The organism is Mycobacterium sp. NTMscope_MAC_12 (assembly GCF_976985675.1).
The window spans coordinates 4380711-4407480 of the sequence record NZ_CDRJYY010000001.1 but is presented as its reverse complement, the minus strand read 5'-3'; the positions used below and the strand labels follow the sequence as shown (position 1 = coordinate 4407480).

General features: G+C 69.3%; 24 protein-coding genes and 3 pseudogenes. 18 read left to right on the top strand and 9 right to left on the bottom strand.

The window, feature by feature from the left end; genetic code table 11:
- The first annotated feature begins 18 nt into the window (after nucleotides 1–18).
- The 10 genes from AC0KS4_RS20305 (at nucleotide 19) to AC0KS4_RS20260 (ending at nucleotide 9354) form a co-directional block, all read left to right on the top strand.
- On the top strand, nucleotides 19–1401 hold the full coding sequence (locus AC0KS4_RS20305) for a glutamate decarboxylase (protein WP_225330433.1): 1383 nt from the start codon (nucleotides 19–21) through the stop codon (nucleotides 1399–1401).
- A 103-nt stretch (nucleotides 1402–1504) separates the two neighbouring features.
- Nucleotides 1505–2680, top strand: a complete 1176-nt coding sequence (alr, locus tag AC0KS4_RS20300; RefSeq protein ID WP_238956795.1) for an alanine racemase — start codon at nucleotides 1505–1507, stop codon at nucleotides 2678–2680.
- 52 nt (nucleotides 2681–2732) lie between these two features.
- Complete coding sequence (locus AC0KS4_RS20295; RefSeq protein ID WP_225330444.1) at nucleotides 2733–3788, top strand: alpha/beta fold hydrolase; 1056 nt, start codon at nucleotides 2733–2735, stop codon at nucleotides 3786–3788.
- On the top strand, nucleotides 3775–4287 hold the full coding sequence (tsaE, locus tag AC0KS4_RS20290) for a tRNA (adenosine(37)-N6)-threonylcarbamoyltransferase complex ATPase subunit type 1 TsaE (protein WP_238956794.1): 513 nt from the start codon (nucleotides 3775–3777) through the stop codon (nucleotides 4285–4287). The genes AC0KS4_RS20295 and tsaE overlap by 14 nt, the downstream gene beginning before the upstream one ends.
- Nucleotides 4284–4910 carry a tRNA (adenosine(37)-N6)-threonylcarbamoyltransferase complex dimerization subunit type 1 TsaB gene (tsaB, locus tag AC0KS4_RS20285; protein WP_225330436.1) on the top strand — a complete coding sequence of 209 codons (627 nt, stop codon included), beginning with the start codon at nucleotides 4284–4286 and terminating at the stop codon, nucleotides 4908–4910. Before tsaE ends, tsaB begins: the two co-directional genes overlap by 4 nt.
- Entirely contained in the window at nucleotides 4907–5374 is a 468-nt protein-coding gene (gene rimI, locus AC0KS4_RS20280) for a ribosomal protein S18-alanine N-acetyltransferase (RefSeq protein WP_238956793.1), read from the top strand. Before tsaB ends, rimI begins: the two co-directional genes overlap by 4 nt.
- Complete coding sequence (tsaD, locus tag AC0KS4_RS20275; RefSeq protein WP_225330438.1) at nucleotides 5371–6396, top strand: tRNA (adenosine(37)-N6)-threonylcarbamoyltransferase complex transferase subunit TsaD; 1026 nt, start codon at nucleotides 5371–5373, stop codon at nucleotides 6394–6396. Before rimI ends, tsaD begins: the two co-directional genes overlap by 4 nt.
- A 238-nt stretch (nucleotides 6397–6634) precedes the next feature.
- Nucleotides 6635–6937 carry a co-chaperone GroES gene (groES, locus tag AC0KS4_RS20270; RefSeq protein WP_007167930.1) on the top strand — a complete coding sequence of 101 codons (303 nt, stop codon included), beginning with the start codon at nucleotides 6635–6637 and terminating at the stop codon, nucleotides 6935–6937.
- Nucleotides 6938–7076: 139 nt separating this feature from the next.
- The gene (gene groL, locus AC0KS4_RS20265; protein WP_238956792.1) at nucleotides 7077–8693 is read left to right on the top strand and encodes a chaperonin GroEL; all 1617 of its coding nucleotides are present in this window, start codon (nucleotides 7077–7079) and stop codon (nucleotides 8691–8693) included.
- An 88-nt stretch (nucleotides 8694–8781) separates the two neighbouring features.
- Nucleotides 8782–9354, top strand: a complete 573-nt coding sequence (locus AC0KS4_RS20260; RefSeq protein WP_238956791.1) for a carboxymuconolactone decarboxylase family protein — start codon at nucleotides 8782–8784, stop codon at nucleotides 9352–9354.
- A gap of 132 nt (nucleotides 9355–9486) precedes the next feature.
- On the opposite strand, the gene AC0KS4_RS20255 is transcribed toward AC0KS4_RS20260, so the two are convergent.
- The 3 genes from AC0KS4_RS20255 to AC0KS4_RS20245 are packed head-to-tail and all read right to left on the bottom strand — an operon-like array spanning nucleotide 9487 to nucleotide 11387.
- Complete coding sequence (locus AC0KS4_RS20255; protein ID WP_225330441.1) at nucleotides 9487–10137, bottom strand: DUF1345 domain-containing protein; 651 nt, start codon at nucleotides 10135–10137, stop codon at nucleotides 9487–9489.
- 54 nt (nucleotides 10138–10191) lie between these two features.
- A complete protein-coding gene (locus AC0KS4_RS20250) occupies nucleotides 10192–10605 on the bottom strand; it encodes a hydrogenase (protein ID WP_225330442.1) in 414 nt (137 codons plus the stop codon).
- Between the two features lie 53 nt (nucleotides 10606–10658).
- Entirely contained in the window at nucleotides 10659–11387 is a 729-nt protein-coding gene (locus tag AC0KS4_RS20245; RefSeq protein ID WP_225330443.1) for a superoxide dismutase family protein, read from the bottom strand.
- Between the two features lie 479 nt (nucleotides 11388–11866).
- Here AC0KS4_RS20245 and AC0KS4_RS20240 point away from each other — a divergent pair.
- Nucleotides 11867–12361 (top strand): annotated as a pseudogene (locus tag AC0KS4_RS20240) (GreA/GreB family elongation factor); the annotation flags it as partial.
- A 101-nt stretch (nucleotides 12362–12462) separates the two neighbouring features.
- On the opposite strand, the gene AC0KS4_RS20235 reads toward AC0KS4_RS20240, so the two are convergent.
- Nucleotides 12463–12765, bottom strand: a complete 303-nt coding sequence (locus tag AC0KS4_RS20235; protein ID WP_020823504.1) for a WhiB family transcriptional regulator — start codon at nucleotides 12763–12765, stop codon at nucleotides 12463–12465.
- 363 nt (nucleotides 12766–13128) lie between these two features.
- Between AC0KS4_RS20235 and AC0KS4_RS20230 the strand changes: the two genes are divergently transcribed.
- The 3 genes and pseudogenes from AC0KS4_RS20230 to AC0KS4_RS20220 all read left to right on the top strand — a co-directional run.
- On the top strand, nucleotides 13129–13959 hold the full coding sequence (locus tag AC0KS4_RS20230) for a hypothetical protein (protein WP_238956790.1): 831 nt from the start codon (nucleotides 13129–13131) through the stop codon (nucleotides 13957–13959).
- Between the two features lie 90 nt (nucleotides 13960–14049).
- Nucleotides 14050–14628, top strand: a complete 579-nt coding sequence (locus tag AC0KS4_RS20225; RefSeq protein WP_225330464.1) for a sigma-70 family RNA polymerase sigma factor — start codon at nucleotides 14050–14052, stop codon at nucleotides 14626–14628.
- A pseudogene (locus AC0KS4_RS20220) lies at nucleotides 14615–15235 on the top strand (anti-sigma-D factor RsdA); the annotation flags it as partial. The gene AC0KS4_RS20225 and the pseudogene AC0KS4_RS20220, both read left to right, overlap by 14 nt.
- Before the next feature lie 14 nt (nucleotides 15236–15249).
- On the opposite strand, the gene AC0KS4_RS20215 reads toward AC0KS4_RS20220, so the two are convergent.
- Entirely contained in the window at nucleotides 15250–15663 is a 414-nt protein-coding gene (locus AC0KS4_RS20215; RefSeq protein ID WP_007773416.1) for a DUF5319 domain-containing protein, read from the bottom strand.
- A 218-nt stretch (nucleotides 15664–15881) separates the two neighbouring features.
- Between AC0KS4_RS20215 and guaB the strand changes: the two genes are divergently transcribed.
- The 3 genes from guaB to AC0KS4_RS20200 are packed head-to-tail and all read left to right on the top strand — an operon-like array spanning nucleotide 15882 to nucleotide 20403.
- On the top strand, nucleotides 15882–17477 hold the full coding sequence (guaB, locus tag AC0KS4_RS20210) for an IMP dehydrogenase (RefSeq protein ID WP_238956789.1): 1596 nt from the start codon (nucleotides 15882–15884) through the stop codon (nucleotides 17475–17477).
- A 7-nt stretch (nucleotides 17478–17484) separates the two neighbouring features.
- Nucleotides 17485–18612: a GuaB3 family IMP dehydrogenase-related protein gene (locus tag AC0KS4_RS20205; RefSeq protein ID WP_225330466.1), complete on the top strand. Its 1128-nt coding sequence runs from the start codon at nucleotides 17485–17487 to the stop codon at nucleotides 18610–18612.
- A gap of 54 nt (nucleotides 18613–18666) precedes the next feature.
- Entirely contained in the window at nucleotides 18667–20403 is a 1737-nt protein-coding gene (locus tag AC0KS4_RS20200) for a GMC family oxidoreductase N-terminal domain-containing protein (RefSeq protein WP_238956788.1), read from the top strand.
- Here AC0KS4_RS20200 and AC0KS4_RS20195 read toward each other — a convergent pair.
- Nucleotides 20400–21302: a TauD/TfdA dioxygenase family protein gene (locus AC0KS4_RS20195; RefSeq protein ID WP_238956787.1), complete on the bottom strand. Its 903-nt coding sequence runs from the start codon at nucleotides 21300–21302 to the stop codon at nucleotides 20400–20402. The two genes, AC0KS4_RS20200 and AC0KS4_RS20195, sit on opposite strands and share 4 nt — an antisense overlap.
- A gap of 61 nt (nucleotides 21303–21363) precedes the next feature.
- On the opposite strand from AC0KS4_RS20195, the gene AC0KS4_RS20190 reads away from it, so the two are divergent.
- Nucleotides 21364–21939 carry a TetR/AcrR family transcriptional regulator gene (locus AC0KS4_RS20190; RefSeq protein ID WP_238956786.1) on the top strand — a complete coding sequence of 192 codons (576 nt, stop codon included), beginning with the start codon at nucleotides 21364–21366 and terminating at the stop codon, nucleotides 21937–21939.
- On the opposite strand, the gene AC0KS4_RS20185 is transcribed toward AC0KS4_RS20190, so the two are convergent.
- The 3 genes and pseudogenes from AC0KS4_RS20185 to AC0KS4_RS20175 form a co-directional block, all read right to left on the bottom strand.
- On the bottom strand, nucleotides 21933–24299 hold the full coding sequence (locus AC0KS4_RS20185) for a glycoside hydrolase family 65 protein (RefSeq protein WP_238956785.1): 2367 nt from the start codon (nucleotides 24297–24299) through the stop codon (nucleotides 21933–21935). The genes AC0KS4_RS20190 and AC0KS4_RS20185 overlap by 7 nt on opposite strands.
- Nucleotides 24296–25118: pseudogene (locus AC0KS4_RS20180) on the bottom strand (beta-phosphoglucomutase family hydrolase). Before AC0KS4_RS20180 ends, AC0KS4_RS20185 begins: the two are co-directional and overlap by 4 nt.
- 12 nt (nucleotides 25119–25130) lie before the next feature.
- Nucleotides 25131–26720, bottom strand: coding sequence for a PPE family protein (locus AC0KS4_RS20175; RefSeq protein WP_238956784.1), 1590 nt, complete (start codon nucleotides 26718–26720; stop codon nucleotides 25131–25133).
- Nucleotides 26721–26770 lie beyond the last annotated feature (50 nt).

Sequence of the window (26770 nt, the reverse complement as noted above, 5' to 3'; positions counted from 1 at the left end):
TATCGAGAGGATTCCCCAGTGCCACAACACCCTTCACTGCCCGCGCACTCCATCGCCCCCGCCTACACCGGCCGGCTGTTCACGGCCCCGGTCCCGGCGCTGCGGATGCCCGACGAATCGATGGACCCCGACGCCGCCTACCGCTTCATCCACGACGAGCTGATGCTCGACGGGAGCTCGCGGCTGAACCTGGCCACCTTCGTCACCACCTGGATGGACCCCGAGGCCGGGAAGCTGATGGCCGAGACGTTCGACAAGAACATGATCGACAAGGACGAGTACCCGGCGACCGCGGCCATCGAGCAGCGCTGCGTGTGCATGGTGGCCGACCTGTTCCACGCCGACGGCCTGAACGACGCCGACCCCTACAGCGCGTGCGGGGTGTCCACGATCGGCTCCAGCGAGGCGGTGATGCTGGGCGGCCTGGCGATGAAGTGGCGCTGGCGCCAGAAGATCGGCAAAGACTGGAAGGGCCGCACCCCGAACCTGGTGATGGGGTCCAACGTCCAGGTCGTCTGGGAGAAGTTCTGCCGCTACTTCGACGTCGAGCCCCGCTACCTGCCGATGGAGGAGGGGCGCTACGTCATTACCCCGGAACAGGTGGTCGACGCCGTCGACGAGAACACCATCGGCGTGGTGGCGATCCTGGGCACCACCTACACCGGTGAGCTGGAGCCCGTCGCCGACATCTGCGGCGCGCTGGACAAGGTGGCGGCCGGCGGCGGTGTGGACGTCCCGGTGCACGTCGACGCCGCCAGCGGCGGGTTCGTGGTGCCGTTCCTGCACCCCGAACTCAAGTGGGATTTCCGGCTGCCCCGGGTGGTGTCGATCAACGTCAGCGGCCACAAGTACGGGCTGACCTATCCCGGCGTCGGGTTCGTGGTGTGGCGCAGCAAAGAATACCTGCCCGACGACCTGGTGTTTCGGGTCAACTATCTCGGCGGCGACATGCCGACCTTCACCCTGAACTTCTCGCGCCCCGGAAACCAGGTGGTCGGCCAGTACTACAACTTCCTGCGGCTCGGTCGGGAGGGCTACACCAAGGTCATGCAGGCGCTGTCCGGGACGGCGCGCTGGCTGGGGGAGCAGCTGCGGGTCAGCGAGCACTGCGAACTGGTCTCCGACGGCTCCGCGATCCCTGTGGTCGCCTTTCGGCTGTCCAAGGACCGCGGCTACACCGAGTTCGATGTCTCCCACGAGCTGCGGACCTACGGCTGGCAGGTGCCCGCCTACACCATGCCGGACAATGCCACCAATGTCTCGGTGCTGCGCATCGTGGTGCGCGAGGGGCTCTCGGCCGACCTGGCCCGGGCGCTGCACGACGATGCCGTCTCGACGCTCAGCTCGCTGGACAAGCTCAGGCCCGGCGGCCACTACGCGGATCAGCACTTCGCGCACTGAGGCCGCCGCGCCGAGCGTCGAGTTGTGGCGCCGATCACGCCGAAATCGCGCCGACAAGTCCACGCTCGGCGGCGTGCTGCGCGGTTCTGGGACAATGGCGGCCATGACCGGGCGGGCCGCTGCGCCGATATCCCTGACACCGGGCCTCCTCGCCGAGGCCCTGGTCGACCTGGGCGCGATCAAGCACAACGTGCGGCTGCTGTGCGAGCAGGCCGGCGGCGCGCAGGTGATGGCCGTCGTCAAGGCCGACGGTTACGGCCACGGGGCCGGCCGGACGGCACGCGCCGCGCTGGCCGCGGGGGCCGCCGAGTTGGGTGTCGCCACCGTCGACGAGGCATTGGCGCTGCGCGCCGACGGCGTCACCGCGCCGGTGCTGGCCTGGCTGCACCCGCCCGGCGTCGACTTCGGGCCCGCGCTGCTGGCCGACATCCAGATCGCCGTGTCGTCGGAGCGCCAGCTCGACGAGCTGCTGGACGCGGTGCGCCGCACCGGCCGGACCGCGACGGTGACCGTCAAGGTCGACACCGGGCTGAATCGCAATGGCGTACCGCCGGCGCACTATCGGTCGATGCTGACCGCGCTGCGCCGCGCCGTCGCCGAGGACGCCGTCGTGCTGCGCGGGCTGATGTCCCACATGGTGTACGCCGATCAACCCGCCAACCCGGTCAATGACCTTCAGGCCCAACGGTTTACCGACATGCTGGCCCAGGCGCGCGATGAGGGGGTGCGCTACGAGGTGGCGCACCTGTCGAACTCGTCGGCCACGATGTCGCGTCCCGACCTGGCCTTCGACATGGTGCGCCCCGGCATCGCGGTATACGGGCTGAGCCCGGTGCCCGAGCTCGGCGACATGGGTCTGATCCCGGCCATGACGGTGAAATGCCCTGTGGCACTGGTGAAATCGATACGGGCGGGCGAGAGCGTGTCCTACGGGCACACCTGGACCGCGCAGCGCGACACCACCCTGGCGCTGCTGCCGGTCGGCTACGCCGACGGCATCTTCCGGTCCCTGGGCAACCGGCTGGAGGTGTTGATCAACGGCCGGCGCCGACCGGGGGTCGGACGGATCTGCATGGATCAATTCGTCGTCGACCTGGGCCCCGGCCCCACCGATGTCGCCGAGGGCGACGAGGCGATCCTGTTCGGGCCCGGTCGCAATGGCGAACCCACCGCACAGGACTGGGCCGATCTGCTCGGCACCATCCACTACGAAGTGGTGACCAGCCCCCGCGGCCGGATCACCAGGACCTACCGCGAGGCGCACACCGTTGCGCCCTGAGGGATCCCGCAAGCGCTACAAGGGCAGGGCATGGCTTGCGGGGGGTGCGGGGCTGACGGCCATCGCCACCATCATCGGAGCCTCGGCCCGCCGGTCGATCACCCAGCGCGCCACGGTCGAAGATCCTTACGCCCATGAGGATTTCAACAGGCTCGAGGACGACCACAGCCTGGTGGTGACCACGCCCGACGGCGTGCCGCTCGCGGTCCGCGAAGCCGGCCCGGCCGACGCGCCGTTGACCCTGGTGTTCGTGCACGGATTCTGCCTGCAGATGGGCGCCTTCCACTTTCAGCGGACCCGGCTGCCCGAACAGTTGGGCCCCGACGTGCGGATGGTCTTCTACGATCAGCGTGGGCACGGCCGATCCGGCGAGGCCGCGCCCGAGACCTACACGCTGACCCAACTCGGCAAGGATCTGCAAACCGTGCTGAACGCGGTGGTGCCGCGCGGAATGATCGTGTTGGTGGGCCACTCGATGGGCGGCATGACGGTGTTGTCGCACGCGCGCCAGTTCCCCGAAGAGTACGGGCGCCGAATCGTGGGCGCGGCGCTGATTTCCTCGGCGGCCGAAGGGGTCGCGCGGTCCCCGCTGGGTGAGATCCTGAAAAACCCTGCGCTGGAAGCGGTCCGGGTCGCCGCGCGGTCCGCGCCGAACCTGATGCATCGCGGCCGCAATGTATCCCGCTCGCTGATCGGCCCGGTGCTGCGGGCCGCCTCCTACAGCGACCTGCAGGTCAGCCGGAGCCTGGACGCGTTCTCGCAGCGGATGATGAACAGCACGCCGATACCCACCATGGTGGGATTTCTGGACGCGTTGGAAGAACATGACGAAACCGCGGGGCTGTGGACACTGCTGCGGATCCCGACCCTGATCGCCTGCGGCGACCACGACCTGCTCACCCCGGACGAGTATTCGCGAAAGATGGCCGCCGGCCTGCCGCAGTCCGAGCTGGTCATCGTCGTCGGCGCGAGTCACCTGGCGCTGCTGGACAAGCCGGAAGCCATCAACGGCGGCCTGGTGCGGCTGGTCAGGCGCGCCACCCCGACCAAGGCGGCGCTGAGGCTGCGGCGGATACGAGAAAGGCTGCGGCGCCGTGGGTCAATGTGATGGCGGTGAGGGCATCGCGACCTGTGAGCGCGTCGAGGACACGATCGCGTTGGGGGCCCGGCTCGGTGAGCGGCTGCGGGCGGGTGACGTGGTGGTGCTCTCCGGTCCGCTCGGCGCGGGAAAGACGGTGCTGGCCAAGGGGATTGCGGCGGCGATGGACGTCGACGGCCCGATCACCTCGCCGTCCTACGTGTTGGCGCGGGTGCACCCGCCGCGGCGGCCTGGCGCCCCGACCATGATTCACGTCGACATGTACCGGCTGCTCGACCACACCGACCACCAAGGCGCCGACCTGCTCGCGGAGCTCGATTCGCTGGACTTGGACAGCGATCTCGACGACGCTGTCGTCGTGGTGGAATGGGGTGAAGGGCTGGTCGAGCGCCTCGCGGAACGGCACCTGGACATCCGGCTGGAGCGCATCAGCGGATCCGACGTGCGGATCGCGACCTGGCGGTGGGCCACCAGGGCCGGCAGCGCCACGAGCGGGGCGGACTCATGAGCATCCTCGTGCTGACCCTCGACACCTCCACCCCGGCGGTGACGGCCGGCATCGTGCGGCGCGAGGACCTGTCCGTGCCGGCGCAGCGGGTCACCGTCGACGCCCGGGCCCACGCCGAACGGCTCACCCCGAATGTGGTTGCCGCCCTGGCGGATGCGGGGCTGACGATGGCCGACCTCGACGCCGTCGTGGTGGGCTGCGGCCCGGGGCCGTTCACCGGTCTGCGGGCCGGGATGGCGACCGCCGCCGCCTACGGGCATGCGCTGGGCATCCCGGTGTACGGCGTGTGCAGCCTGGACGCCATCGGCGTGCAAACCACCGGGGACGCGCTGGTGGTCACCGACGCCCGTCGGCGCGAGGTCTACTGGGCCCGCTACCGCGACGGCATACGGACCGGCGGGCCGGGGGTTGATGCCCCCGCCGACGTCGACCCCGGCAACGCGCAGACGGTGGCCGGCTCGCCCGAACACGCGGCCATATTCGGCCTGCCGGTGTGCGAGCCCGCGTACCCGACGCCGGCCGGACTTGTTGCCGCGGTGGGGGATTGGTCCGATGACCCGGCTCCGCTGGTTGCCCTGTACCTGCGTCGTCCCGACGCCAAACCCCTGGCGGCGCGGCAATGATCGCCGAGCCCGTGACCGTCGGCGCGTTGACGCGGGCCGACGCGCCGCGCTGCGCCGAGCTGGAGGCGCAGCTCTTCGACGGCGACGACCCGTGGCCCGCGGCGGCGTTCAACCGGGAATTGGCAAGCGCCCACAACCATTACGTGGGCGCGCGCGTCGGCGAAACGCTCGTCGGCTACGCCGGCATCTCACGGTTGGGCCGCACGCCGCCCTTCGAGCACGAGGTCCACACCCTCGGCGTGGACCCCGCCTACCAGGGGCAGGGCATCGGCCGCCGGTTGCTCGACGAGCTGTTGACGTTCGCCGACGGCGGTGTCGTGTACCTGGAAGTGCGCACCGACAACGAGCCGGCCATCGGGCTGTATCGCAGCGTCGGGTTCGAGCAGGTCGGCCTGCGCCGCCGCTACTACCGCGTCAGCGGCGCGGACGCGTACACCATGCGGAGGGAGGCGCGGCGCACATGACGACCATCTTGGCCATCGAAACCTCGTGCGACGAAACGGGAGTCGGCATCGCGCGGCTGGGCGCCGACGGCACCGTCACCCTGCTGGCTGACGAGGTGGCGTCCAGCGTCGACGAACACGTGCGGTTCGGCGGCGTGGTCCCCGAGATCGCCTCCCGCGCACACCTGGAGGCGCTGGGGCCCGCCATGCGCCGCGCGCTGTCGACCGCCGGCCTGGACAAGCCCGACATCGTCGCGGCCACCATCGGGCCCGGGCTGGCCGGCGCCCTGTTGGTGGGAGTCGCTGCGGCCAAAGCCTATTCGGCCGCATGGGACGTCCCGTTCTATGCGGTGAACCATCTGGGCGGGCACCTGGCCGCCGACGTCTACGAGCACGGGCCGCTGCCCGAGTGCGTGGCGCTGCTGGTCTCGGGCGGCCACACCCACCTGTTGCATGTGCGGTCGCTCGGCGAGCCGATCGTCGAGCTGGGCAGCACCGTCGACGACGCGGCCGGCGAGGCCTACGACAAGGTGGCGCGGCTGCTGGGGCTGGGCTACCCGGGCGGCAGGGTGCTCGACGAGTTGGCCCGCACCGGTGACCGCGACGCGATCGCCTTCCCGCGCGGCATGACCGGGCCGCGCGACGACCCCTACGCGTTCAGCTTCTCCGGCCTCAAGACGGCCGTGGCACGGCACCTGGAAAGCCACCCGGACGCGGTGAACGCCGATGTCGCGGCTGGCTTCCAGGAGGCCGTGGCCGACGTGCTGACCCGCAAGGCCGTGCGCGCCGCGACGGACCTCGGCGTCTCGACACTGCTGATCGCGGGGGGAGTGGCCGCGAATTCGCGCTTGCGGGAACTGGCGGAGCAGCGCTGCGCGGCGGCCGGGCTGACGCTGCGCATCCCCAGGCCGCGGCTGTGCACGGACAACGGGGCGATGATCGCCGCCTTCGCCGCGCATCTGGTGGCGGCCGGGGCGCCGCAATCCCCGCTGGACGCGCCTAGCGACCCCGGCCTGCCGGTGGTGAAGGCGCAGGTCAGCTGATCGCTGACGGCGAACATGCGGGAAGCAGCAGGGTGCCCTTGAGTGCTAGCACTCCCGTGTATAGAGTGCTAGGTGGCAATCGGCCAAGCCCTGTGTCGGCACCCGCGACGACGGCGCTCGGGCCTGGACGAATGCCGAACACCTGATAATTCGGCAGGTTCGGGCGAGCCCCGGACCGGCCATCAACTCCGGTCCGGGCGCGTCCCGGACCCGACCCAAACACTGGAGGGCTCCAATCGTGGCGAAGGTGAACATCAAGCCACTCGAGGACAAGATTCTCGTGCAGGCCAACGAGGCCGAGACCACGACCGCGTCCGGTCTGGTCATTCCCGACACCGCCAAGGAGAAGCCGCAGGAAGGCACCGTCGTCGCAGTCGGCCCCGGCCGGTGGGACGAAGACGGCGAGAAGCGCATCCCGCTGGACGTCTCGGAGGGCGACACCGTCATCTACAGCAAGTACGGCGGCACCGAGATCAAGTACAACGGCGAGGAGTACCTGATCCTGTCGGCACGCGACGTGCTGGCTGTCGTCTCCAAGTAAGGACCGTGTCCCGCCCCGGCGATCCCCGCGTCCGCGCGGGTGATTTCCGGGGCGGCATGCGTTTTGGCTGGTTTGAATTGCCCGGCTCCGCAGCAGGACGGTTTCCCGTCGTGCGTCGTCGCCGGACGGAAGGAGACTGATGAGCAAGATTATTGAGTACGACGAAACAGCGCGCCGCGCCATCGAGGCGGGCGTGAACACGCTCGCCGACGCGGTACGGGTGACATTGGGGCCCCGCGGCCGGCATGTGGTGCTGGCCAAGGCATTCGGCGGTCCCGCGGTCACCAACGACGGCGTCACCGTCGCGCGTGAGATCGACCTGGAAGACCCGTTCGAGAACCTGGGCGCCCAGCTGGTGAAGTCGGTGGCGACCAAGACCAACGACGTCGCCGGCGACGGCACCACCACGGCCACCGTGCTGGCCCAGGCGTTGGTCAAGGGTGGCCTGCGCCTCGTTGCTGCCGGCGCCAATCCCATCGAACTCGGGGCGGGAATTTCCAAGGCCGCCGACGCGGTGTCCGAGGCGCTGCTGGCGTCGGCCACCCCGGTCTCCGGCAAGGACTCGATCGCCCAGGTGGCGACCGTGTCGTCGCGCGACCAGCTCCTCGGTGAGCTCGTCGGCGAGGCGATGACCAAGGTCGGCACCGACGGCGTGGTCAGCGTCGAGGAATCCTCCACGCTGAGCACCGAGCTCGAGTTCACCGAGGGCGTCGGGTTCGACAAGGGCTTCCTGTCGGCATATTTCGTCACCGACTTCGACGCGCAGCAGGCCGTGCTGGACGACCCGGTGATCCTGTTGCACCAGGACAAGATCAGCTCGCTGCCCGACCTGCTGCCCATGCTGGAAAAGGTCGCCGAATCGGGCAAGCCGCTGCTGATCATCGCCGAGGACATCGAGGGTGAGCCGCTCGCGACCCTCGTCGTGAACTCCATCCGCAAGACGCTCAAGGCCGTCGCGGTCAAGGCGCCGTTCTTCGGCGACCGCCGCAAGGCGTTCCTCGAGGACCTGGCGATCGTGACGGGCGGTCAGGTGATCAACCCCGACGCCGGCCTGCTGCTGCGCGAGGTCGGCACGGACGTGCTGGGCTCGGCGCGGCGCGTGGTGGTCAGCAAGGACGACACCGTCATCGTCGACGGCGGCGGCGCCAAGGACGCGGTGGCCAACCGCATCAAGCAGCTGCGCGCCGAGATCGAGTCCACCGACTCCGACTGGGACCGCGAGAAGCTGCAGGAGCGGCTGGCCAAGCTGGCCGGCGGCGTCGCCGTGATCCAGGTGGGCGCCGCCACCGAGACCGCGCTCAAGGAACGCAAGGAAAGCGTCGAGGATGCCGTCGCGGCCGCCAAGGCCGCCGTCGAGGAGGGCATCGTCGCGGGCGGCGGCTCGGCGCTGCTGCAGACCCGCAAGGCGCTTCAGGAGCTGCGCGGCTCGCTGTCCGGCGATCAGGCGCTCGGCGTCGACGTCTTCTCCGAGGCGCTGGCGGCCCCGCTGTACTGGATCGCCACCAACGCCGGGCTCGACGGCGCGGTCGCGGTGCACAAGGTGACCGAGCTGCCCAACGGGCACGGGCTGAACGCGGACAAGCTCACCTACGGTGACTTGATCGCCGACGGCGTCATCGACCCGGTCAAGGTCACCCGCTCGGCGGTGCTCAACGCGGCGTCGGTGGCCCGGATGGTGCTGACCACCGAGACGGCGATCGTCGAAAAGCCGGCCGAGGAAGCCGATGACCACGGCCACGGTCATCACCACCACTGAGTAGCAACGGAATACCCCCGGGTCGAGCGCCCGGGGGTATTTTCGTTCCGAAGTCCGTACGTCGGAACGACCCGAAGAGGACAACCTCATGGGAAAGCCCACGCCATATCAATATTCCGTTGTCGTCCCGCTTCCCGAGGATGACGAGATCGCCCGCGCGGCCGGTGACGGGTATGACCCCGATACGGCGCTCAATGTGATGAAGATGATGAGCGGCACCGGAGACTTCTTCCCGGCGCTCGCCGGCATGGTGAATGCCGTCTTCGGTGAGCGCGACATCGACGCGAAGCACCGCGAGGTCATCATTCTGCGCGCGGCCTCGGTGCTCAACTGCCCGTATGAGTGGCAGGCGAACGAACAGATGGCCCGCAACGCGGGCCTCACGACGTCAGAAATCGAAACGATCGCCGAGGATGGCGATCTGCAAAGCCTCGATGCTCACTATCAGCTGTTGATCGCGGCCACCGACGAGCTCCTCAAGTCCGGCACCCTCACCGATCGGACTCTGCAAGCCCTTCTCGACACGTTCGGGATCACGACGACACGCAAATACATTGCCACCATCGGCTGGTTCAGCATGTTGAGTCTGTTCCTCAACGGCACCAGGGTCCCCATGGAGACAACGGACAAGATCGGCGAGCGCACCTCGCCCCTCGGGTGAGGACGCGGCTGCGGTCCGGCACCACCGAGACGGTGGTGGTCGACGAGCCGAGCGTGGGGCTAATGTACGAAATCCCAACGGGTTTCGTGCACAGGCCCCACCGTCGGCGCAATTTCGCCGCCGCGGCGCGCTTTAGAACTTGGAACCCAATCCCGCGATCAGGTTGATGGTGACCGCCAGGACGACCGCGCCGAGCAGGTAGGACAGCAGCGCCTGGCGCAGCACCGTCGCCCTGATCGATGCCAACCCGATCTCGGTGTCTGACACCTGATAGGTCATGCCGACGGTGAAGGCCACATACGCGAAGTCGCGAAAGCAGGGTCGCTCCGGGTCGTGGAAGTTGATTCCGCCCGGCTCGTCCGAGTAATACAGCCGCGCGTAGTGCACGGTGAACAGCGTGTGCACGGCAAACCAGGATGCCGCGACGGTCAGGACGCCGAGGACGGCGGCTTCCACGGCGCCGGGGCCCGAGCGCGACGCCGCGGCCACCACGTAACCGACCCCGCCCAGGCTCGCGACGCTGGCCGACACGATGACCGCGTCGGCGACCCAGCGGGTGGGGTCCTCCTTCGTCACGTATCTGCAGGTTTGGTCGGCATCCATTCCGCCGAGAAGCAGCCGCGTCCACACCACATAGACTCCGGCGGTCACGATCCAGCCGGCCAGCGCGAATCGCCAGCCGACCGTGTTGCCCACCACGAGGGCGACGGCGACTCCGAGCACGGCCGCCACCGCTATCCGAGCCGCGACCGTGTCGCGAAAGAACTCAGCGAGGGATTTCACAATCCCGACCTAAGCACGAGCGCTGGCCATCCGGTACCGCGATGACGTCGGTCGTCATGGCCCGACGATGACCCCGACGATGACGATGACCACGCCGACCAAGACCGCCAGCGACAGCGTTATCAACAGAAAGCTGACAACGCCTTCCTTGGCCGCCGAGGCCTGGTGATCGCCCGCCGCGATGGGCGCGAATCTGCGACCGGCGCCCCACACCGCCGCGAGCAGAGTGGCCAACCAGTTCGCGTAGCCGGCATACACGATCAGCGCGACCGCCGCGATTCCCCACGCGTGGGGCACGTGGACGTGTGGCCAGAGCAGACCGAGCAACACGAGGAACATGCCGTTGAGCAAAGCCTCGAGGTGGCTCGACAGCGCCATGCGCGCGTTCTTCATCGCGGGCGCGGCGAGCCCGGTGAGCAGCCCGAGCAGGAACAGCACCAGGCCCAAGGTGAACAGCGCGGTCTGCATCTCAGAACGGTAATCCGGCCGCCGCGGGGGCGCGGGTGTTTCGGCTCAGCGCGTCAGCGGGTGCCCGGCGGCAGGCTGGGCGGGGTCGTCACGGTCGTGGTCGTCGTGGAGGTGGTGGCCGGGGTGCTGGTGACCGTGACGGTGCTCGTGCTGGTGCTCGTCGACGGCGGTGGCACGACGACGGTGGCGGTGCTGGTGGTGACGCTGGTCGTCGACGAGGTCGTCGTCGCCGACGCCGCGGCGATCACACCGCAGGCGATGCGCTTGCTCGACTCGGCGGTGGGGCCGCTGCCCAAGTTGTCGGCGCTCTGGTGCAGGATCAGCGCGCTGCCCGAGCTGTTTCGCAGGTCCGCGGCGGTGAACGAGTTGCTGGTGGTGACCAGCTTCGCCGAGCCGTCGGAACGCACCTGCAGCGCGGTCAGGTCGCCGCTGGCGGGGTAACCCGTGTGGTTCGCCGCCTGGTAGACGCTTCCCGCGGAGTCGAAGTCGCCCTCGCACTTGCCGACCGAGTGGATTTGCAGCCCATGGAAACCGGGGCTCAGCACCTGATTGGGGCCGGCTTCCACGGTCACCGTCGCGTAGCCGTTCGCGAACTCGAAGGTGGCGTTGGCGACCGGGCTCCCGTCGGCGGTCTTGAGCTGGGTGGTCAGCCTCTCGGTGCCGGGGGCCGGGCTGGTCAGCGGCGACGTATTGGGTTGGCTGCTCTGCTGGTTCGCGCAGGCGGCCAGCGGTGCGATGGTCGCGGCAAGCGCCGCGGCCGCGAGGACTACACCGTTATTCATGGGCGGTGCTTACCCGATTCGCCGATTTCAAAACGAGTATCACGCGGCTCACAGCGAACTCAGCAGGGCGGCGCGACCGCGCACGCGGAGCCTGTTGAGCGTCGACTGACGCAACCGGGCGATGCGCTCGACCATCCGGTTTCCGAGGCGCTCGAGCATCTCCTCACTCAAATCTATTGGGGCCGGGCACAAGTCGCGCTCCTCTTCGCTGGCGTGGGCGTCGAGGACCGTGACGAACGAGTGCCACGGACGGCGGCCGGAAATCGTTCATTCGACGGATCGCGCCGATGACGTTGTCGGGGCCCGACAACGAGGCGGTGCGCCGTTGTCCGGTTCGCGCAAGCCCGCCCGCGGCCGCGCACGCGAGCATGGAATCAGCAGCCGACGAAGACTTCGCCCCAGGGCGACCCGAGTCGTCAGGGGCGGTGCACCGCCCGCCCCTGGCGACAACCCCTCGACACGAAAGGGCGTCACGCGCCATGACCGCCATTCAACCCCTCCGGATGACGCCGCATGATTACACCCGATTGCACGACGAACTCGCCGGCCTGCGTTCGCGGCGCGGCGTCGAAGTTCCCGACGACCTCATGGACGACAACCCGAAACTCCGTGCGCGCCAATCGGTGCGACAAGCGCGCATCTGCCAGATCGAGGGCCTGCTGTCGAACGCGGTGGTCGTCGGCGAGGCGGCCGCCTTCGACCCCGTCGCCAAAGCGGGCATGGTGTTGACCATCGGCTACGACGACACCGGCGAAACCGAAACGTTTCTGCTCGGCAGGCCTTGTCCCGAGGACACCGACCTCAAGGCCTACTCGATGGCGTACCCGCTGGGCCGCGTCATCGCCGGCGCCCGTCCCGGCGAACGACGCTTCTACGCAATCCCCGACGGGGCAGGGCGGTTCGTGACGCTGCTGAAGGCCCTGCCCTACGGGATGCACGTGGCGAAAAGCCGTCGGCCACAGGTGGTCTTGCGGCACGATGTGTCACGCGTCCCGGACAAACAGATCCACCGATGGGAAGGCGAGGGCGGCGCTTCGGTCCGCCAATCCGATTGTGGCCGAACAGGTTCGACCAATCAGGCGCTGCGCCGGATGCCCCTGCCGATGTCGCCCTTGAGGAGGAGGTCGCGCTCGGATTCCGACAGGCCACCCCAAACCCCGTAGGGCTCACCGACTTCGAGGGCGTGCGAACGGCATTCCTGGATCACCGGGCACTGCCGGCACATTTCCTTGGCGCGCTGCTCGCGTTGCATGCGGGCGCGGCCGCGCTCGCCGTCGGGGTGGAAAAACACCGCTGAGTCAACGCCGCGGCACAAGCCCTGCAGTTGCCAATTCCAGATGTCGGCGTTGGGTCCAGGTAGCTGCTCCGGCTGTGGCATTGGTTCGTTCCCTCTCTGCACGGCCCGCCAAGGGAGGTCAGGTTCGCGAAAGCGATTTGTGTGCAACTTAAATTAAGTGGAGCGGAGTCCCCGATGACTACCCGTCATGCGTAGACGTTAGGGGCGACGGTGAATTTCCGTCAATAGCCACTTAGCCCGGCAAAGTATGTATCCCTTGGGGCAAAATTAACTTTGCGTTCATCTCGAATGAAATTGCGACGCCGACGCCTCGCTACCAGGCAGTTGACCGAAAGGAGATTCCCCAGCTCAGCGGCGGCAGGAGCGGCGGGCCGAATTTATCCATGCGCTATAGTGATTAACCGTTCGGTAACAGGAAGACCACAAACTGTTTACTACATCATTGTGATTGAAACTCGTCACACTTCCTCGATTGAGCGGCACTTGGCGAACGCCGCGTTCGGAGACCGGCCCGGTGCCTGGCCGCTGCCGTTGGCGACGACGCCCGCGCAATTGTGGCTGCGCGCCGTCGCGGCCGGGGGCCAGGGCCGCTACGGCGCCGCGCAGCGCGACCTCGCGGTGCTGCGCCGCGGTGTCTCGTCCGGACGGCTGGCCTCGCTGGGCATGAGCACGCAGGGATCGTTCCTGCGCCAGCTCGGCTGGCACACCGTGGCGCGCGGCTGGGACGGGCGCGCCCTGGCGCTGGCCGGCGACGACCCCGAGGCGGGCGCCGACGCCCTGATCGGGCTGGCGGCCGACGCGCTGGGCGTCGGGCGCTTCGCGGCCGCGGCGACGCTGCTGGCGCGCGCCGACCCGCTGCTGTCATCCCCGGGCCCCAAAACGGCCGTGCCCGAGCGGCTCCCGGTGCGCCGCCGGTGGGTGGCCGCCGAGCTCGCGATGGCCCGCGGCGAGGGCGTCGCCGCCGTCCGCCATGCCGGCGAGGCGGTGGAGCTGGCGGCGGCCATGGCCGTCCCCTCGGCGCGGCACCACGTCAAAAGCGAGGTGGTGCTGGCCGCCGCCCTGTGCAGCGCGGGAAAGATCGAGCGCGCCCGCGCGGTCGCGGACGCCGCGCTGCAGACCACCGGCCGGTTGGGTCTGCTCCCGCTTCGTTGGGCGTTGGCGTGCTTGCTGATCGATATCGAAAGTGTCACTTTTTCGGCACGGCAACTGCACGAAATCCGCGATGTCTGCGCAGGCCAGGTGCGGCACGCCGGTGGAACGTGGCGTTCCGCTTGAATCGGCCTCCCGCCCGTTATTGTCAGTTCGTTAGTTAGCCCAGTTGGCCCGCGATGTGTCCGGTTCGTAACGTTAGGGATATCACCGTCGATGACAATTCCAGCAGGGGAACGTCTCGATGCTGTGGTTGCCAAGGCCGTCACCGGAGACCACGGTGCATTGAGGGAGGTGCTGGAGACCATCCGCCCGATCGTCGTGCGATATTGCCGGGCGCGCGTCGGCACCGCGGAGCGGGGTGGCCTGTCAGCGGATGACGTGGCGCAGGAGGTGTGCTTGGCGACCATCACGGCGCTGCCCCGCTATCGCGATCGCGGACGCCCCTTTCTGGCTTTCCTGTATGGCATCGCGGCCCACAAGGTCGCCGACGCCCATCGGGCCGCCGGTCGCGATCTCGCCTATCCCACCGAATCGGTTCCCGAACGCTGGTCGCCCGACGCGGGGCCCGAACAGCTTGCCATCGAAGCCGATTCGGTGAGCCGGATGAGCGAGCTGCTCGAAATCCTGCCCGCCAAGCAGCGCGAGATCTTGATCCTGCGCGTCGTCGTCGGCCTGTCCGCCGAGGAGACCGCGGCCGCGGTCGGCAGTACCACGGGGGCGGTCCGAGTTGCCCAGCACCGCGCCTTGTCGCGGTTGAAGTCCGAGATGATTGCGGCAGGTGACTGTGCCTGACTCACTGGATGAATTCGCCCGCACGGATCTGCTCCTCGATGCGCTGGCCCAGCGCCGGCCGGTGATCGTCGAGGACCGAGACGTCGACGTGCTGACCACCATGCTCGAGGACTGGCGTGACAACCTGAGATGGCCCCCGGCCAGCGCGCTGGTGACGCCCGAGGAGGCCGTCAACGCGTTGCGCACCGGCCTGGCCGAGCGCCGTCGGGGGCGCCGCGGACTGACCGCCGTCGGCTCGGTGGCCGCGGCGCTGATCGCGCTCAGTGGCTTCGGGGCCATGGTGGTCGAGGCCCGTCCCGGCACCCCGCTGCACGGGCTGCACGCGATGTTCTTCGACCAACCGCGGGTCAACGAAAAGCAGGAAATGCTGGCGGCCAAGGCCGACCTGGCGAAGGTGCAGGAATCGATCGACCGCGGCGAGTGGGAGCAGGCCAAAAATCAGCTGACCGACGTGAGCAGTCTGGTGCAGTCGATCGACGACCCCGCCGTCAGGCAGGACCTGATGAACCAGCTGAAGCTGTTGAACGCCAAGGTCGAATCGCGCAACCCGGATGCCACGCTGCCGTCAGCCACGCCGAAGGCGGCCATCCCGTTGCCGGGGCCGTCCTAAAGGGTGGGGACTCAGTGACGGCGGTGGAAACCGTCGGCGTCTGACGTCGCCTCGTTGAGCGAGGCGTCGGCGTAGCCTCGGCAATAATCCCACGTGACGTAGGCGTCCGGCTCGGGGTCATAGGCGGGCTCGTGCGGGCGCACCGTGCCGTCGATCAACAGCTGCAGCAGGTTGGCGCGCAGCATGTCCCAGTCGTGATAGTGATCCTGCTGGCACTCGTCGCAGCAGACCACGAGCCCGCGAATACCTTTGTGCGCCAGCAACGCTTCGTACACCGCCAGATCGGCGAGATCCGCCTCGACGGCCATCCGCTCTTGCTGATCGAGCGGCTGTCCTGGCTCGACGGCTTCCAGCGCCGCCGACGGATCGCAGGGGTCGTCGGCGAAAGGATCGGGCGGCAAACCCGGTGGGAGGTGGTCGCGCACGCCTCTAGCCTACGCAGCCCGGTCGCGATAACGCCAGCAGGGAGCCACCCGCCGTTCTCTGTTCCGGTTGGCGCGCGGCGCGCCACGAGCAAGCCAACTCCAGGCTGTGCCCGATCGGCCGGCTTCCTCCTCGCGCCGTCCCGGCGCGCATCGTCACCCGGCGAACGGGAGCCGATAGGATGGGTTTCTCACGCCGCATCGTATGGAGGACCCCACTGATGACCCGTGGCACGTCCCACCTGGAAGAAAGCTCTGACCTCGTCGGCAGTCCGTATGTGCGGGTCGGTGGCCTGATCGACGACCCGGTGCCCACGGGCGGCGACAACCCGCACAAGATCGCGATGCTGGGGCTGACGTTCGACGACGTCCTGTTGCTGCCCGCGGCCTCCGATGTGGTCCCCGCCACGGCCGACACCTCCAGCCAGCTCACCAAGAAGATCAGGCTCAAGGTGCCGCTGGTGAGCTCGGCGATGGACACCGTCACCGAGTCGCGGATGGCGATCGCGATGGCGCGCGCCGGCGGCATGGGTGTGCTGCACCGCAACCTGCCGGTCGCCGAACAGGCCGGCCAGGTCGAGATGGTGAAGCGCTCCGAGGCCGGCATGGTCACCGATCCGGTCACCTGCCGCCCGGACAACACGCTGGCCCAGGTCGACGCGCTGTGCGCCCGGTTCCGGATCTCCGGCCTGCCGGTGGTCGACGAGGCGGGCTCCCTCGTCGGCATCATCACCAACCGCGACATGCGCTTCGAGGTCGACCAGAGCAAGAAGGTCGCCGAGGTGATGACCAAGGCCCCGCTGATCACCGCGCAGGAGGGCGTGTCCGCCGACGCGGCGCTGGGCCTGTTGCGGCGCCACAAGATCGAGAAGCTGCCCATCGTCGACGGCCACGGCCGGCTGACCGGGTTGATCACCGTCAAGGACTTCGTCAAGACCGAACAGCACCCGCTGGCCACCAAGGACAGCGACGGCCGGCTGCTGGTCGGCGCCGCCGTCGGCGTCGGCGGCGACGCCTGGGTGCGCGCCATGATGCTGGTCGACGCCGGGGTGGACGTGCTGATCGTGGACACCGCGCACGCGCACAACCGCCTGGTGCTCGACATGGTCGGCAAACTCAAGGCCGAGGCGGGCGACCGCGTGGAGGTGATCGGCGGCAACGTCGCCACCCGCTCGGCCGCCGCCGCGCTCGTCGCCGCCGGCGCCGACGCCGTGAAGGTGGGCGTGGGACCGGGGTCGATCTGCACCACCCGGGTGGTGGCCGGCGTCGGCGCGCCGCAGATCACCGCGATCCTGGAAGCCGTCGCCGCCTGCGGGCCGGCCGGGGTGCCGGTGATCGCCGACGGTGGCCTGCAGTACTCCGGCGACATCGCCAAGGCGCTGGCCGCCGGGGCGTCGACCGCCATGCTGGGCTCGCTGCTCGCGGGCACCGCCGAGGCGCCCGGCGAGCTGATCTTCGTCAACGGCAAGCAGTTCAAGAGCTACCGCGGCATGGGATCGCTGGCGGCCATGGCCGGCCGGGGCTCCGGGAGCGGAAAGTCCTACTCCAAGGACCGCTACTTCGCCGACGACGCGCTCTCCGAGGACAAGTTGGTCCCGGAGGGGATCGAGGGCCGGGTGCCGTTCCGCGGCCCGCTGTCCTCGGTGATCCACCAGCTGACCGGCGGTCTGCGCGCGGCGATGGGATACACCGGCTCGTCGACCATCGAGGAACTGCAGCAGGCCCAGTTCGTCCGCATCACGGCGGCCGGGCTGCGGGAAAGCCACCCGCACGACGTCGCGATGACGGTCGAAGCCCCCAACTACTACGCGCGCTGAGGCCCAGATGGTCGAGATCGGGATGGGCCGCATCGCCCGTCGCAGCTATGAACTGAGCGAAGTCAGCATCGTCCCCTCCCGGCGCACCCGCTCGTCGCAGGATGTGTCGACCGCCTGGCAGCTCGACGCCTACCGGTTCGAGATCCCGGTGCTGGCGCATCCGACCGATGCGCTGGTGTCGCCGGAGTTCGCGATCGAGTTGGGGCGCCTCGGCGGCCTGGGCGTGCTCAACGGCGAGGGGCTGATCGGCCGGCACGCCGATGTCGAGGCGAAGATCGCCCAGCTGGTCGAGGCGGCCAGCAAGGAGCCCGAACCCTCGGCGGCGATCCGGCTGCTGCAGGAATTCCATGCCGCGCCGCTGAACCCGGACCTGCTGGGCGCCGCCGTCGCCCGCATCCGGGAGGCCGGCGTCACCACCGCGGTGCGGGTCAGCCCGCAAAACGCCCAGGCGCTCACCCCGGTGTTGCTGCAGGCCGGCATCGACCTGCTGGTCATCCAGGGCACCATCGTTTCCGCTGAAAGAGTGGCCAGCGATGGGGAACCGCTGAACCTCAAGACCTTCATCTCCGAGCTCGACGTGCCGGTGGTCGCCGGCGGCGTGCAGGACCACCGCACCGCGCTGCACCTGATGCGCACCGGCGCCGCCGGCGTGATCGTCGGCTACGGCTCCACCCGGGGCGTGACCACCAGCGACGAGGTGCTGGGCATCAGCGTGCCGATGGCCACCGCGATCGCCGACGCCGCCGCCGCGCGCCGCGAGTACCTCGACGAGACCGGCGGCCGGTATGTGCACGTGCTGGCCGACGGGGACATCCACGCCTCGGGGGAGTTGGCGAAGGCGATCGCCTGCGGCGCCGACGCCGTGATGCTGGGCACCCCGCTCGCCGAGTCCGCCGAGGCGCTCGGCGAGGGATGGTTCTGGCCCGCCGCGGCCGCGCACCCGTCGTTGCCGCGCGGGGCGCTGCTGCAGATCGCCGTCGGTGAGCGCCCCCCGCTGCAACAGGTGCTCAACGGGCCGTCCGACGACCCCTTCGGCACCCTCAACCTGGTCGGCGGCCTGCGCCGGTCGATGGCCAAGGCCGGCTATTGCGACCTCAAGGAGTTCCAGAAGGTCGGCCTGACGGTCGGTAGCTAGCGCATCGACAGAGGCTCGTTGGTTGTTACCGGCGGGTAAGGCCATACTGGTGCGATGGAGCCGGATTACGACGTCCTGATCATCGGTTCGGGTTTCGGGGGCAGCGTCAGCGCGTTGCGGCTGACGGAAAAGGGCTACCGCGTCGGCGTCCTCGAGGCCGGACGCCGGTTCGCCGACGAGGATTTCGCCGAGACGTCCTGGGACCTGCGTAAGTTCTTGTGGGCGCCGAAGCTCGGTTGCTACGGCATCCAGCGCATCCACCCGCTGCGCAACGTGATGATCCTGGCGGGCGCCGGGGTGGGCGGCGGCTCGCTGAACTACGCCAACACGCTGTATGTGCCGCCGGAGCCGTTCTTCAAGGACCAGCAGTGGGCGCACATCACCGACTGGCGCGACGAGCTGATGCCGCACTACGACCAGGCGCGGCGGATGCTGGGCGTGGTCGAGAACCCGACCTTCACCGACGCCGACCGCATCGTCAAACAGGTCGCCGACGAGATGGGCTGCGGTAACACGTTCGTGCCGACCCCGGTCGGCGTGTTCTTCGGTCCCGACGGCACCAAGGCGCCGGGCAAAACCGTGCCGGACCCCTTCTTCGGCGGCGCGGGACCCGAACGCACCGGCTGCCTGGAGTGCGGTTGCTGCATGACCGGGTGCCGCTACGGCGCCAAGAACACCCTGCTGAAGAACTACCTCGCTCTCGCGGAATCGGGTGGGGCGCAAGTCATACCGATGACGACGGTGAAGCGATTCGAGCAGCGCCCCGACGGGCTGTGGGAGGTCCGCACGGTGCGCACCGGCAGTTGGGTGCGCCGCGACCGTCGCGCCTACACCGCCAGGCACCTGATCCTGGCCGCCGGGACGTGGGGCACCCAGCACCTGCTGTTCAAGATGCGCGACGAGGGCCGGCTGCCCCGGCTCTCCAAGCGCCTCGGCGTGCTGACCCGCACCAACTCCGAGTCCATCGTCGGCGCCGGGCGCCTGGAGGTCTCCCCGGACCTGGACCTGACCCACGGGGTGGCGATCACGTCGTCGATCCACCCGACGCCGGACACCCACATCGAGCCGGTCCGCTACGGCAAGGGCTCCAACGCGATGGGGCTACTGCAGACGTTGATGACCGACGGGCCCGGGCCCGAAGGGACCGACGTGCCCCGCTGGAAGCAGTTGCTCGACACCGCCCGGGAGGATCCGCGTGGCATGCTGCGGCTGCTCAATCCCCGCCAGTGGAGCGAGCGCACGATGATCGCGCTGGTGATGCAGCACCTGGACAACTCGATCACCACCTTCACCAAACGTGGCAAGCTCGGCATCCGCTGGTACACCAGCAAGCAGGGCCACGGCGAGCCGAACCCGACGTGGATTCCGGTGGGCAACGAGGTCACCCGCCGCATCGCCGCCAAGATCGACGGCGTGGCCGGCGGCACCTGGGGCGAGCTGTTCAACATCCCGCTGACCGCGCATTTCCTCGGCGGCGCGGTGATCGGCGACAACGCCGACCACGGGGTCATCGACCCCTATCACCGGGTCTACGGCTACCCGACGCTTTTTGTGGTGGACGGGGCCGCCATCTCGGCGAACCTGGGCGTGAACCCGTCGTTGTCCATCACCGCCCAGGCCGAGCGGGCCGCGTCGCTGTGGCCCAACAACGGCGAAAACGACCGGCGCCCGGCGCAGGGCGAGCCGTATCGCCGGCTGGACCCGATAGCGCCGGCGCATCCGCGGGTGCCCCTCTTCGCCCCGGGCGCGCTGCGCTGGTCACCGGTCGATCCGGTCAGCTCGGTGGGTTAGCTCGCCAGCACCTCGAGCGGTGTGCCGCTGACCACCCGGCTGCGCTCGCCGCGCACGTTGACCGGCACATCGCCCATCAACGTGATGCGGTGCATGAGCCGGGGTTGGTCGTCGTAGTCGTCGATCGCCCGGTGCTGGGTCGCGCGGTTGTCCCACATGGCGACGTCGCCCGGCGCCCAGCTCCAGCGAACGGTGTTCTCCGGCATGGTGATTCGTCGTTGCAGCAGCTCCAGCAGCACGTTCGACTCGTGGCTGTCCAGGCCGACGAAGCCGCGCACGAAATCGCCGGCCAGCAGGGCGCGTTCACCGGTCTCCGGGTGCACCCGCACCACGGGATGCTCGGTGCGGAAGTCCGGCTTCTCGAAGGCTTGCCGAAACGCCCGCTGCGCGTCGTTCATCGACATGACCGCTTCGGTGGACACGTAGTCGTGGCGGTTGGTGTGCAGCGCCCAGAGGTTTTCCGCCAGGTGCTTCAGCGGCTCGGGCAGGTGCTGGTAGGCCGCCACGGTCGAGGCCCACAGCGTCGAGCCGCCATAGCTGGGCAGGGTGACCGCCCGCAGGATCGAGGCCGCCGGGTAGTTGGCGGCGAACGTGACGTCGGTGTGCCAGCGGGTCGCCTTGCCGTACTCGGAGTCGATCGGCGTGATCACCGGCATGTGCTTGGCGGCCAGGGCGGACGCGGCCGGGTGGCCGATGGGAGTGCCCAGCAGGCGGGCGAAGTCGAGCTGCTGCGCGTCGTCGAGGTGGTGCTGGTGGCGAAAGAAGATGACCTTGTGCGTCAACAGCGCCCGGCGGATCGTCTCGACCGCGCCGTCGTCCAGCTGGCCGCCGAGGCTCACGCCGTCGACCCGGGCCCCGATGCGGCTTCCCAGCTTGGTGACGGTTATCTGACTTGTCATGGTCGTCTTCCTCGAGTCAAAACGGGTGTAGTCAATCGACTACATTTGGTAGTGTAGTCAGATGACTACAACTTCCGCAACGGGCCGCGGGAAAGTGCCGACGGGGCGTGCGGAAGTGGCCGCGGCGATCTTGGAGGCCGCCACCGATCTGTTCGCCGAGCGCGGCCCGGCCGCGACGTCCATCCGCGACATCGCCGCGCGGGCAGGCGTCAATCACGGGCTGGTGTTCCGGCACTTCGGCACCAAGGAACAACTCGTCGGCGCCGTGCTCGACCACCTGGGCGCCGACCTGAGCGCCCTGCTGGAGACCGACACACCCCCGGACGTGGTGCAGCGGTCCCTGGACCGCCAGATGCGGGTGATGGCCCGCACCGTGCTCGACGGGTATCCGGCGGGGCAACTGCAGAAGCGCTTTCCCAACATCGCGACCCTGCTCGACGGGGTGCGGCCGCTCTACGACGACGAGGTCAAGGCGCGGCTCGCGGTCGCCAATGCCCTTGCGCTGCAGTTCGGTTGGCGGTTGTTCGCGCCGGTGCTGCGCTCGGCGACCGGGATCGAGGAGCTGACGGACGCCGAACTGCGCGCCGCGGTGGGCGCCGAAGTCGAGCGGATTCTCGGGCCCGCCGACGCTCAGTGAGGCCGGGAGAGCACCCGCCGGTGCATGGGTTCGCGCCCCGGTGGCTGGCGCGGCGGCGGCATGTGCGGCTTGCGCATACGCACGGCGACGGTCGTCGGTGATTCGGTGCTCAACTCGAGGTCCTCGCCGGCGTGCCGGATGGTCAGCTCACCGCCGGGCCCGTCGCGCAGCGTGTACGTGACGTCGACGTGGTTGACGTCGATGGTGACCCGGAAGTCGCGCCACCGCAGCCGGAATCGCAACCGCGAAATGCCGTCCGGCAGAGCAGGATCCAGCGACAGCACGCCCTCGTCGTCGCGCAGGCCCCCGAACCCGGCCACCAGCGCGGTCCAGGCGCCGGCGAGCGAGGCCATGTGCAGACCGTCGCGGGTGTTGTGGTGCAGATCCCGCAGGTCGATCAGCGCGGCCTCGTAGGCGTAGTCGTGCGCCAGCTCCATATGCCCGACCTCGGCGCACATCACCGCCTGGGTGCAGGCCGACAGCGACGAGTCCCGCACCATGCGCGGCTCGTAGTAGTCGACGTTGCGGGCCTTCTGTTCGGGGGTGAACGCGTGGCTCTGCCAGTGCATCGCCAGCACCAGGTCGGCCTGCTTGATCACCTGCGCGGGGTAGAGCCGCACGTAGGCCTCGTGCAGCAGCAGCGGGTAGGTGGTGTTCTTCTCGAAGTCCCATTCGGCGTAGGTGGTGAACCCCTCGCACTGCTGATGGACGCCCAGGCCGGCGTCGAAGGGGATGTGGGCGGCGTCGGCGGCATCGCGCCAGGCCGCCGCCTCCTCGGTGGTGACCCCCAGCGCCTTGGCCGCGTCGGGATGGCGGTTGCAGGCGTCGGCGGCGGTGTGCAGGTTGTGCGCGGCCATCAGGTTGGTGAAGGCGTTGTCGCGGACCACCGCGGTGTACTCGTCGGGGCCGGTGACGCCGTCGAGGTGCCAGACGCCGTGCCGGTCGTGATGGCCGAGCGAGAGCCAGAGCCGGGCGGTCTCGACCAGCACCTCCAGGCCGCAGTCGGCCTCCAGGTCGTTGTCCCCGGTGACGATCCGGTAGCGCTCGAAGGCCATCGCGATGTCGGCGTTGATGTGCCAGGCCGCCGTGCCGGCCGGCCAGTACGCCGAGCACTCCTGCCCCCGGATGGTCCGCCAGGGGAAGGCGGCGCCCTCGAGGCCCAGTTCGGCCGCCCGCTCCTTGGCCAGATCCAGGGTGGACGCCCGCCACCGCAGCGCGTCGGCCACCGTGTGCGGCGCGGTGTAGGTCAGGACCGGCAGCACGTAACCCTCCGTGTCCCAAAAGGCGTGCCCGTCATAGCCGGTTCCGGTGAGCCCCTTGGCGGCGATGGCGCGGCGTTCGGCGCGGGCGCTGGCCTGCAGCAGGTGGAAGAGCCCGAAGCGCACCGCCTGCTGGGATTCGGGGTCGCCCTCGACCTCGACGTCCGCGCAATCCCAGAAATCGTCCAGATACTTCCGTTGCGAATCCAGCAGGCCCTGCCACCCGCTGTAGCGGCCGCCATGCAGCGCGGCCGCGACCTGGTCGCGCAGCGCCGGACGCGAGCGCATGCTCGACCAGCCGTAGGCCAGGTACTTGACGATGCGCAGCTTCTGTCCCTCGCGCAGCCCGCAGATCACGGTGGTGCGGGCCAGGTCGGCGCGCGCGTCGGTGCTGACCTCGACGCGGCCGGGCACCTCGACCTCGTGATCCATGCCGGCGGCCATCATCAGCGCGCTGCTGCGGGTGCGGTGCATGAGAACCGCTCCGGTATCGGTGTTTTCGTGGGCGACCTCTTCGAGCGGGTTCTCCAGGATGGCCGACACGCGCGGGTCGCCGGAGGTCTGGGGCTGGTCCTCGTTGGTGACCAGTTCGGACTGCACCGTGACCCGCACGAAATCGCCGACCGCTTCCACGACGTACTCGATGGCGGCCAGGCCGCGGTGCGGCAGGGAGACGAGCCGGGTGGAGACCACGTTGACCTCTTTGCCCGCGGGCGAGCGCCAGTGCGCGGTTCTTTTCAGCGTTCCGGCGCGCAGGTCGAGATCGCGCTCGTGGGAGATCAGTTCGCCGTAGCGCACGTCGAAGGGCTCGTCCTCGACCAGCAACCGGATGATCTTGCCGTTGGTGACGTCGACGAGCGTCTGGCCGGCTTCCGGGTAGCCGTAGCCGGCTTCGGCGTAGGGCAGCGGCCGGATCTCGTAGAAGGAGTTCAGGTAAGTGCCCGGCAGGCCGTAGGGCTCGCCCTCGTCGAGGTTGCCGCGCAGCCCGATGTGCCCGTTGGACAGGGTGAACAGGGATTCCGACTGGGCCAGCAGGTTGAGGTCAAGCTGGGTTTCGCGAACGTGCCATGGGTCAACGGGAAACGCTTCGTCGGTGATCATGACTGCAGCAACTCGGCGAGGTCGCTGACCACCACGTCCGCGCCGTTGCGGCGTAAGTCCTCGGCTTGGCCCACTCGGTCGACACCTATCACGAAACCGAAGTTACCGGCCCGGCCGGCCGCCACTCCCGACAAGGCGTCTTCGAACACGGCCGCCTCCTCGGCGGAAACGTCGAGCAATTCCGCCCCCCGCAGGTAGGAGTCGGGTGCCGGCTTGCCGGCGATGTGCTCCTGGCGCAGGGTGATGCCGTCCACCCGCTGCTGCACGAACCGATCCAGGCCGGTGACCTCGAGGACGTCGCGGGTGTTGGCGCTCGACGACACGACCGCGATGCCCAGGCCCGCGGCCGACGCCGCCTCGAGGTAGCGCCGCGACCCGTCGAACACCTTGACGCCGTCTTGCTTGAGGACCTTCTGGAACATGTCGTTCTTGCGGTTACCCAGGCCGTAGACCGTCTCGGCGTCATCGGGGTCGTCGGGGCTGCCGTCGGGCAGCTCGATGCCACGGCTTTCCAGAAACGACCGGACCCCGTCCTCGCGCTTCTTGCCGTCCACGTATTCGCGGTAGTCCGCGGCCGCGTCGAAGGGCACGAACTCGTCGCCGGTGCGCTTGGCCCGGTCGGACAGGTACGCGTCGAACATGGCCTTCCAGGCCTTGGTGTGCACACTGGCGGTGTCGGTGAGCACGCCGTCGAGGTCGAACAGGCAGGCGCGCACCTTCTCTGGCAGACCCAGCACGGGTACTCACTCTCGGGTATCGGGGTTGGGCGCTATCTACTCCACCATGCCAACGTGCATGTCGCCAGGGATGACCGGGTATTGCGCCGGGACCTCAATCCTTGCTGTGGTGCGCCCCATTGCCGTCGTCCGGGGTCCAGGTGCCCGGGATCATCGGCATCCGGGGTCCGTCGCCGAATTCGTCGCCGCCCATCGTGGCCAGCCCGGCCGCGGCGACGGGTTGCTTGCGCGCCGTGCCGGCGAAGCCCAGGGGTGCGGCGCCGCGTTGCGACGCCGTCGTCGCCGGCTCGTCCCAGTCGGGATCGACGTCGACGTTCATGTCCATGAACTCGTCGCCGTGATCTCGTTGCCGCGCCCGCCGGCGCCGCCGGGCCCGCGCCGCCTCCCGTGCGGCCGCCGCGGCGACGGTCGTGGCCGAATCAGGCTCGGGCGCCTTCCTTTTCGCGCCGGCGGCGGCGCCCGCACTCATGCCGGAACCGAACCCGATGCCGGGAGGCGCGAGGGCGTAGGGAGGCACGAATGGGGCAGCGCCCGGGGCCGGCGGCGCGGGCGGTGCCGGGCTGGCCACCGTGCTGACCGTGGGCGCGGGCGCCGGCGCCGGCGCCGGCGCGACGGCCGGGGCGGGGGCGGCGATGGCCGGCGTGACCAGCGCCGCGGGCAGGCCGGACGGGACGGCGGGAGGGGCCGCCGGCACCGCGGCGGGCGCAGCCGGGGGCGTCAGCGCCGCCAGGCCCGCAAAACCGCCCAGCGCCCCGAAGGGGGCCACCGCGACGAGCATCGGCAGCAGCAGCAACTGGGGCTGCGTCGGGAGCCAACTGGCGAGCTGGGCCAGGTGAGTCGGCCAGTCGAGCAGCACGAGGTTGGTGATGAACTCGAAGGCCGCCGCCGGGTTTTCCTGCAACAGCGCCCCAAATTGCTGAAAATCCGAAAACAGCTCGAGGGCTCGAACCACCCACCAGTGCACGTCGCCGGGGTTGGTGTAGGCCTCGTAGGGCAAGCCGTTGAGGGTCCCCTCGACCGGATCCCAGTCGATGCCGAACAGCCGCAGGATCTGAGCGATGAACTGATTGAGCGGACTGTCGAATCCGTGCTCGTGGTCGTGGTGGTCGTCGTCCTCCTCGTGGTCGTGTTGGGCGGTGGCCTCGGACTTGAGGATGGGCGGCGCCGGGTCCGTCGGCGGTATGGCCGCCACCGTCGCGGTGGAGACGGCTTCGTAGGTCGCCATCGTGCCGGCGGCCTGGACCCACATCCGCGCATAGTCGGCCTCGTTGACCGCGATCGGAATGGTGTTGATCCCAAAGAAATTCGTCGCCACCAGGGCGCCGTGGACGACGTGGTTGGTGGCCAGCTCGGGCAGGGTCGGCATCGCCGCCAACGCGGCGGTGTAGGCGGTGCCCGCCGTCTCGTGCTGGGCGGCCGCCGCGGCGCTGTGCGCGCTGGCCTGCGTCAACCACGCCAGATAGGGGGTATGCGCGGCAACGTAGGATTCGGCGCTGGGCCCCTGCCACGCGCCGGCCTGCGTCGACGTCAGCAGCGCGCTGAGTTCTTCTGCCGCCGAGGCGTATTCGGCGCCCATCGAACTCCACGCCGCCGCCGCGGCGAACAGCGACGCCGGTCCCGGGCCACTGCTCAGCAACGCTGAGTGCACCTCCGGCGGGGACGCCATCCACATCGGTGCGGTCATCGTCGGACACCCCCGCTGCGGTCGGCGATCGGCGGGGGGATCGCGGCGGG

Bases quoted from the DNA above. Each gene is read 5' to 3' on its own strand.
- AC0KS4_RS20250 (WP_225330442.1), bottom strand. From the start codon at position 10,605: ATGCAGACCGCGCTGTTCACCTTGGGCCTGGTGCTGTTCCTGCTCGGG.
- AC0KS4_RS20200 (WP_238956788.1), top strand. From the start codon at position 18,667: ATGGAGCCGGATTACGACGTCCTGATCATCGGTTCGGGTTTCGGGGGC.
- groL (WP_238956792.1), top strand. From the start codon at position 7,077: ATGAGCAAGATTATTGAGTACGACGAAACAGCGCGCCGCGCCATCGAG.
- alr (WP_238956795.1), top strand. From the start codon at position 1,505: ATGACCGGGCGGGCCGCTGCGCCGATATCCCTGACACCGGGCCTCCTC.
- tsaD (WP_225330438.1), top strand. From the start codon at position 5,371: ATGACGACCATCTTGGCCATCGAAACCTCGTGCGACGAAACGGGAGTC.
- rimI (WP_238956793.1), top strand. From the start codon at position 4,907: ATGATCGCCGAGCCCGTGACCGTCGGCGCGTTGACGCGGGCCGACGCG.
- guaB (WP_238956789.1), top strand. From the start codon at position 15,882: ATGACCCGTGGCACGTCCCACCTGGAAGAAAGCTCTGACCTCGTCGGC.
- AC0KS4_RS20190 (WP_238956786.1), top strand. From the start codon at position 21,364: ATGACTACAACTTCCGCAACGGGCCGCGGGAAAGTGCCGACGGGGCGT.
- AC0KS4_RS20225 (WP_225330464.1), top strand. From the start codon at position 14,050: ATGACAATTCCAGCAGGGGAACGTCTCGATGCTGTGGTTGCCAAGGCC.
- tsaB (WP_225330436.1), top strand. From the start codon at position 4,284: ATGAGCATCCTCGTGCTGACCCTCGACACCTCCACCCCGGCGGTGACG.
- AC0KS4_RS20195 (WP_238956787.1), bottom strand. From the start codon at position 21,302: ATGACAAGTCAGATAACCGTCACCAAGCTGGGAAGCCGCATCGGGGCC.
- AC0KS4_RS20175 (WP_238956784.1), bottom strand. From the start codon at position 26,720: ATGACCGCACCGATGTGGATGGCGTCCCCGCCGGAGGTGCACTCAGCG.
- AC0KS4_RS20185 (WP_238956785.1), bottom strand. From the start codon at position 24,299: ATGATCACCGACGAAGCGTTTCCCGTTGACCCATGGCACGTTCGCGAA.
- AC0KS4_RS20260 (WP_238956791.1), top strand. From the start codon at position 8,782: ATGGGAAAGCCCACGCCATATCAATATTCCGTTGTCGTCCCGCTTCCC.
- AC0KS4_RS20235 (WP_020823504.1), bottom strand. From the start codon at position 12,765: ATGCCACAGCCGGAGCAGCTACCTGGACCCAACGCCGACATCTGGAAT.
- AC0KS4_RS20245 (WP_225330443.1), bottom strand. From the start codon at position 11,387: ATGAATAACGGTGTAGTCCTCGCGGCCGCGGCGCTTGCCGCGACCATC.
- AC0KS4_RS20205 (WP_225330466.1), top strand. From the start codon at position 17,485: ATGGTCGAGATCGGGATGGGCCGCATCGCCCGTCGCAGCTATGAACTG.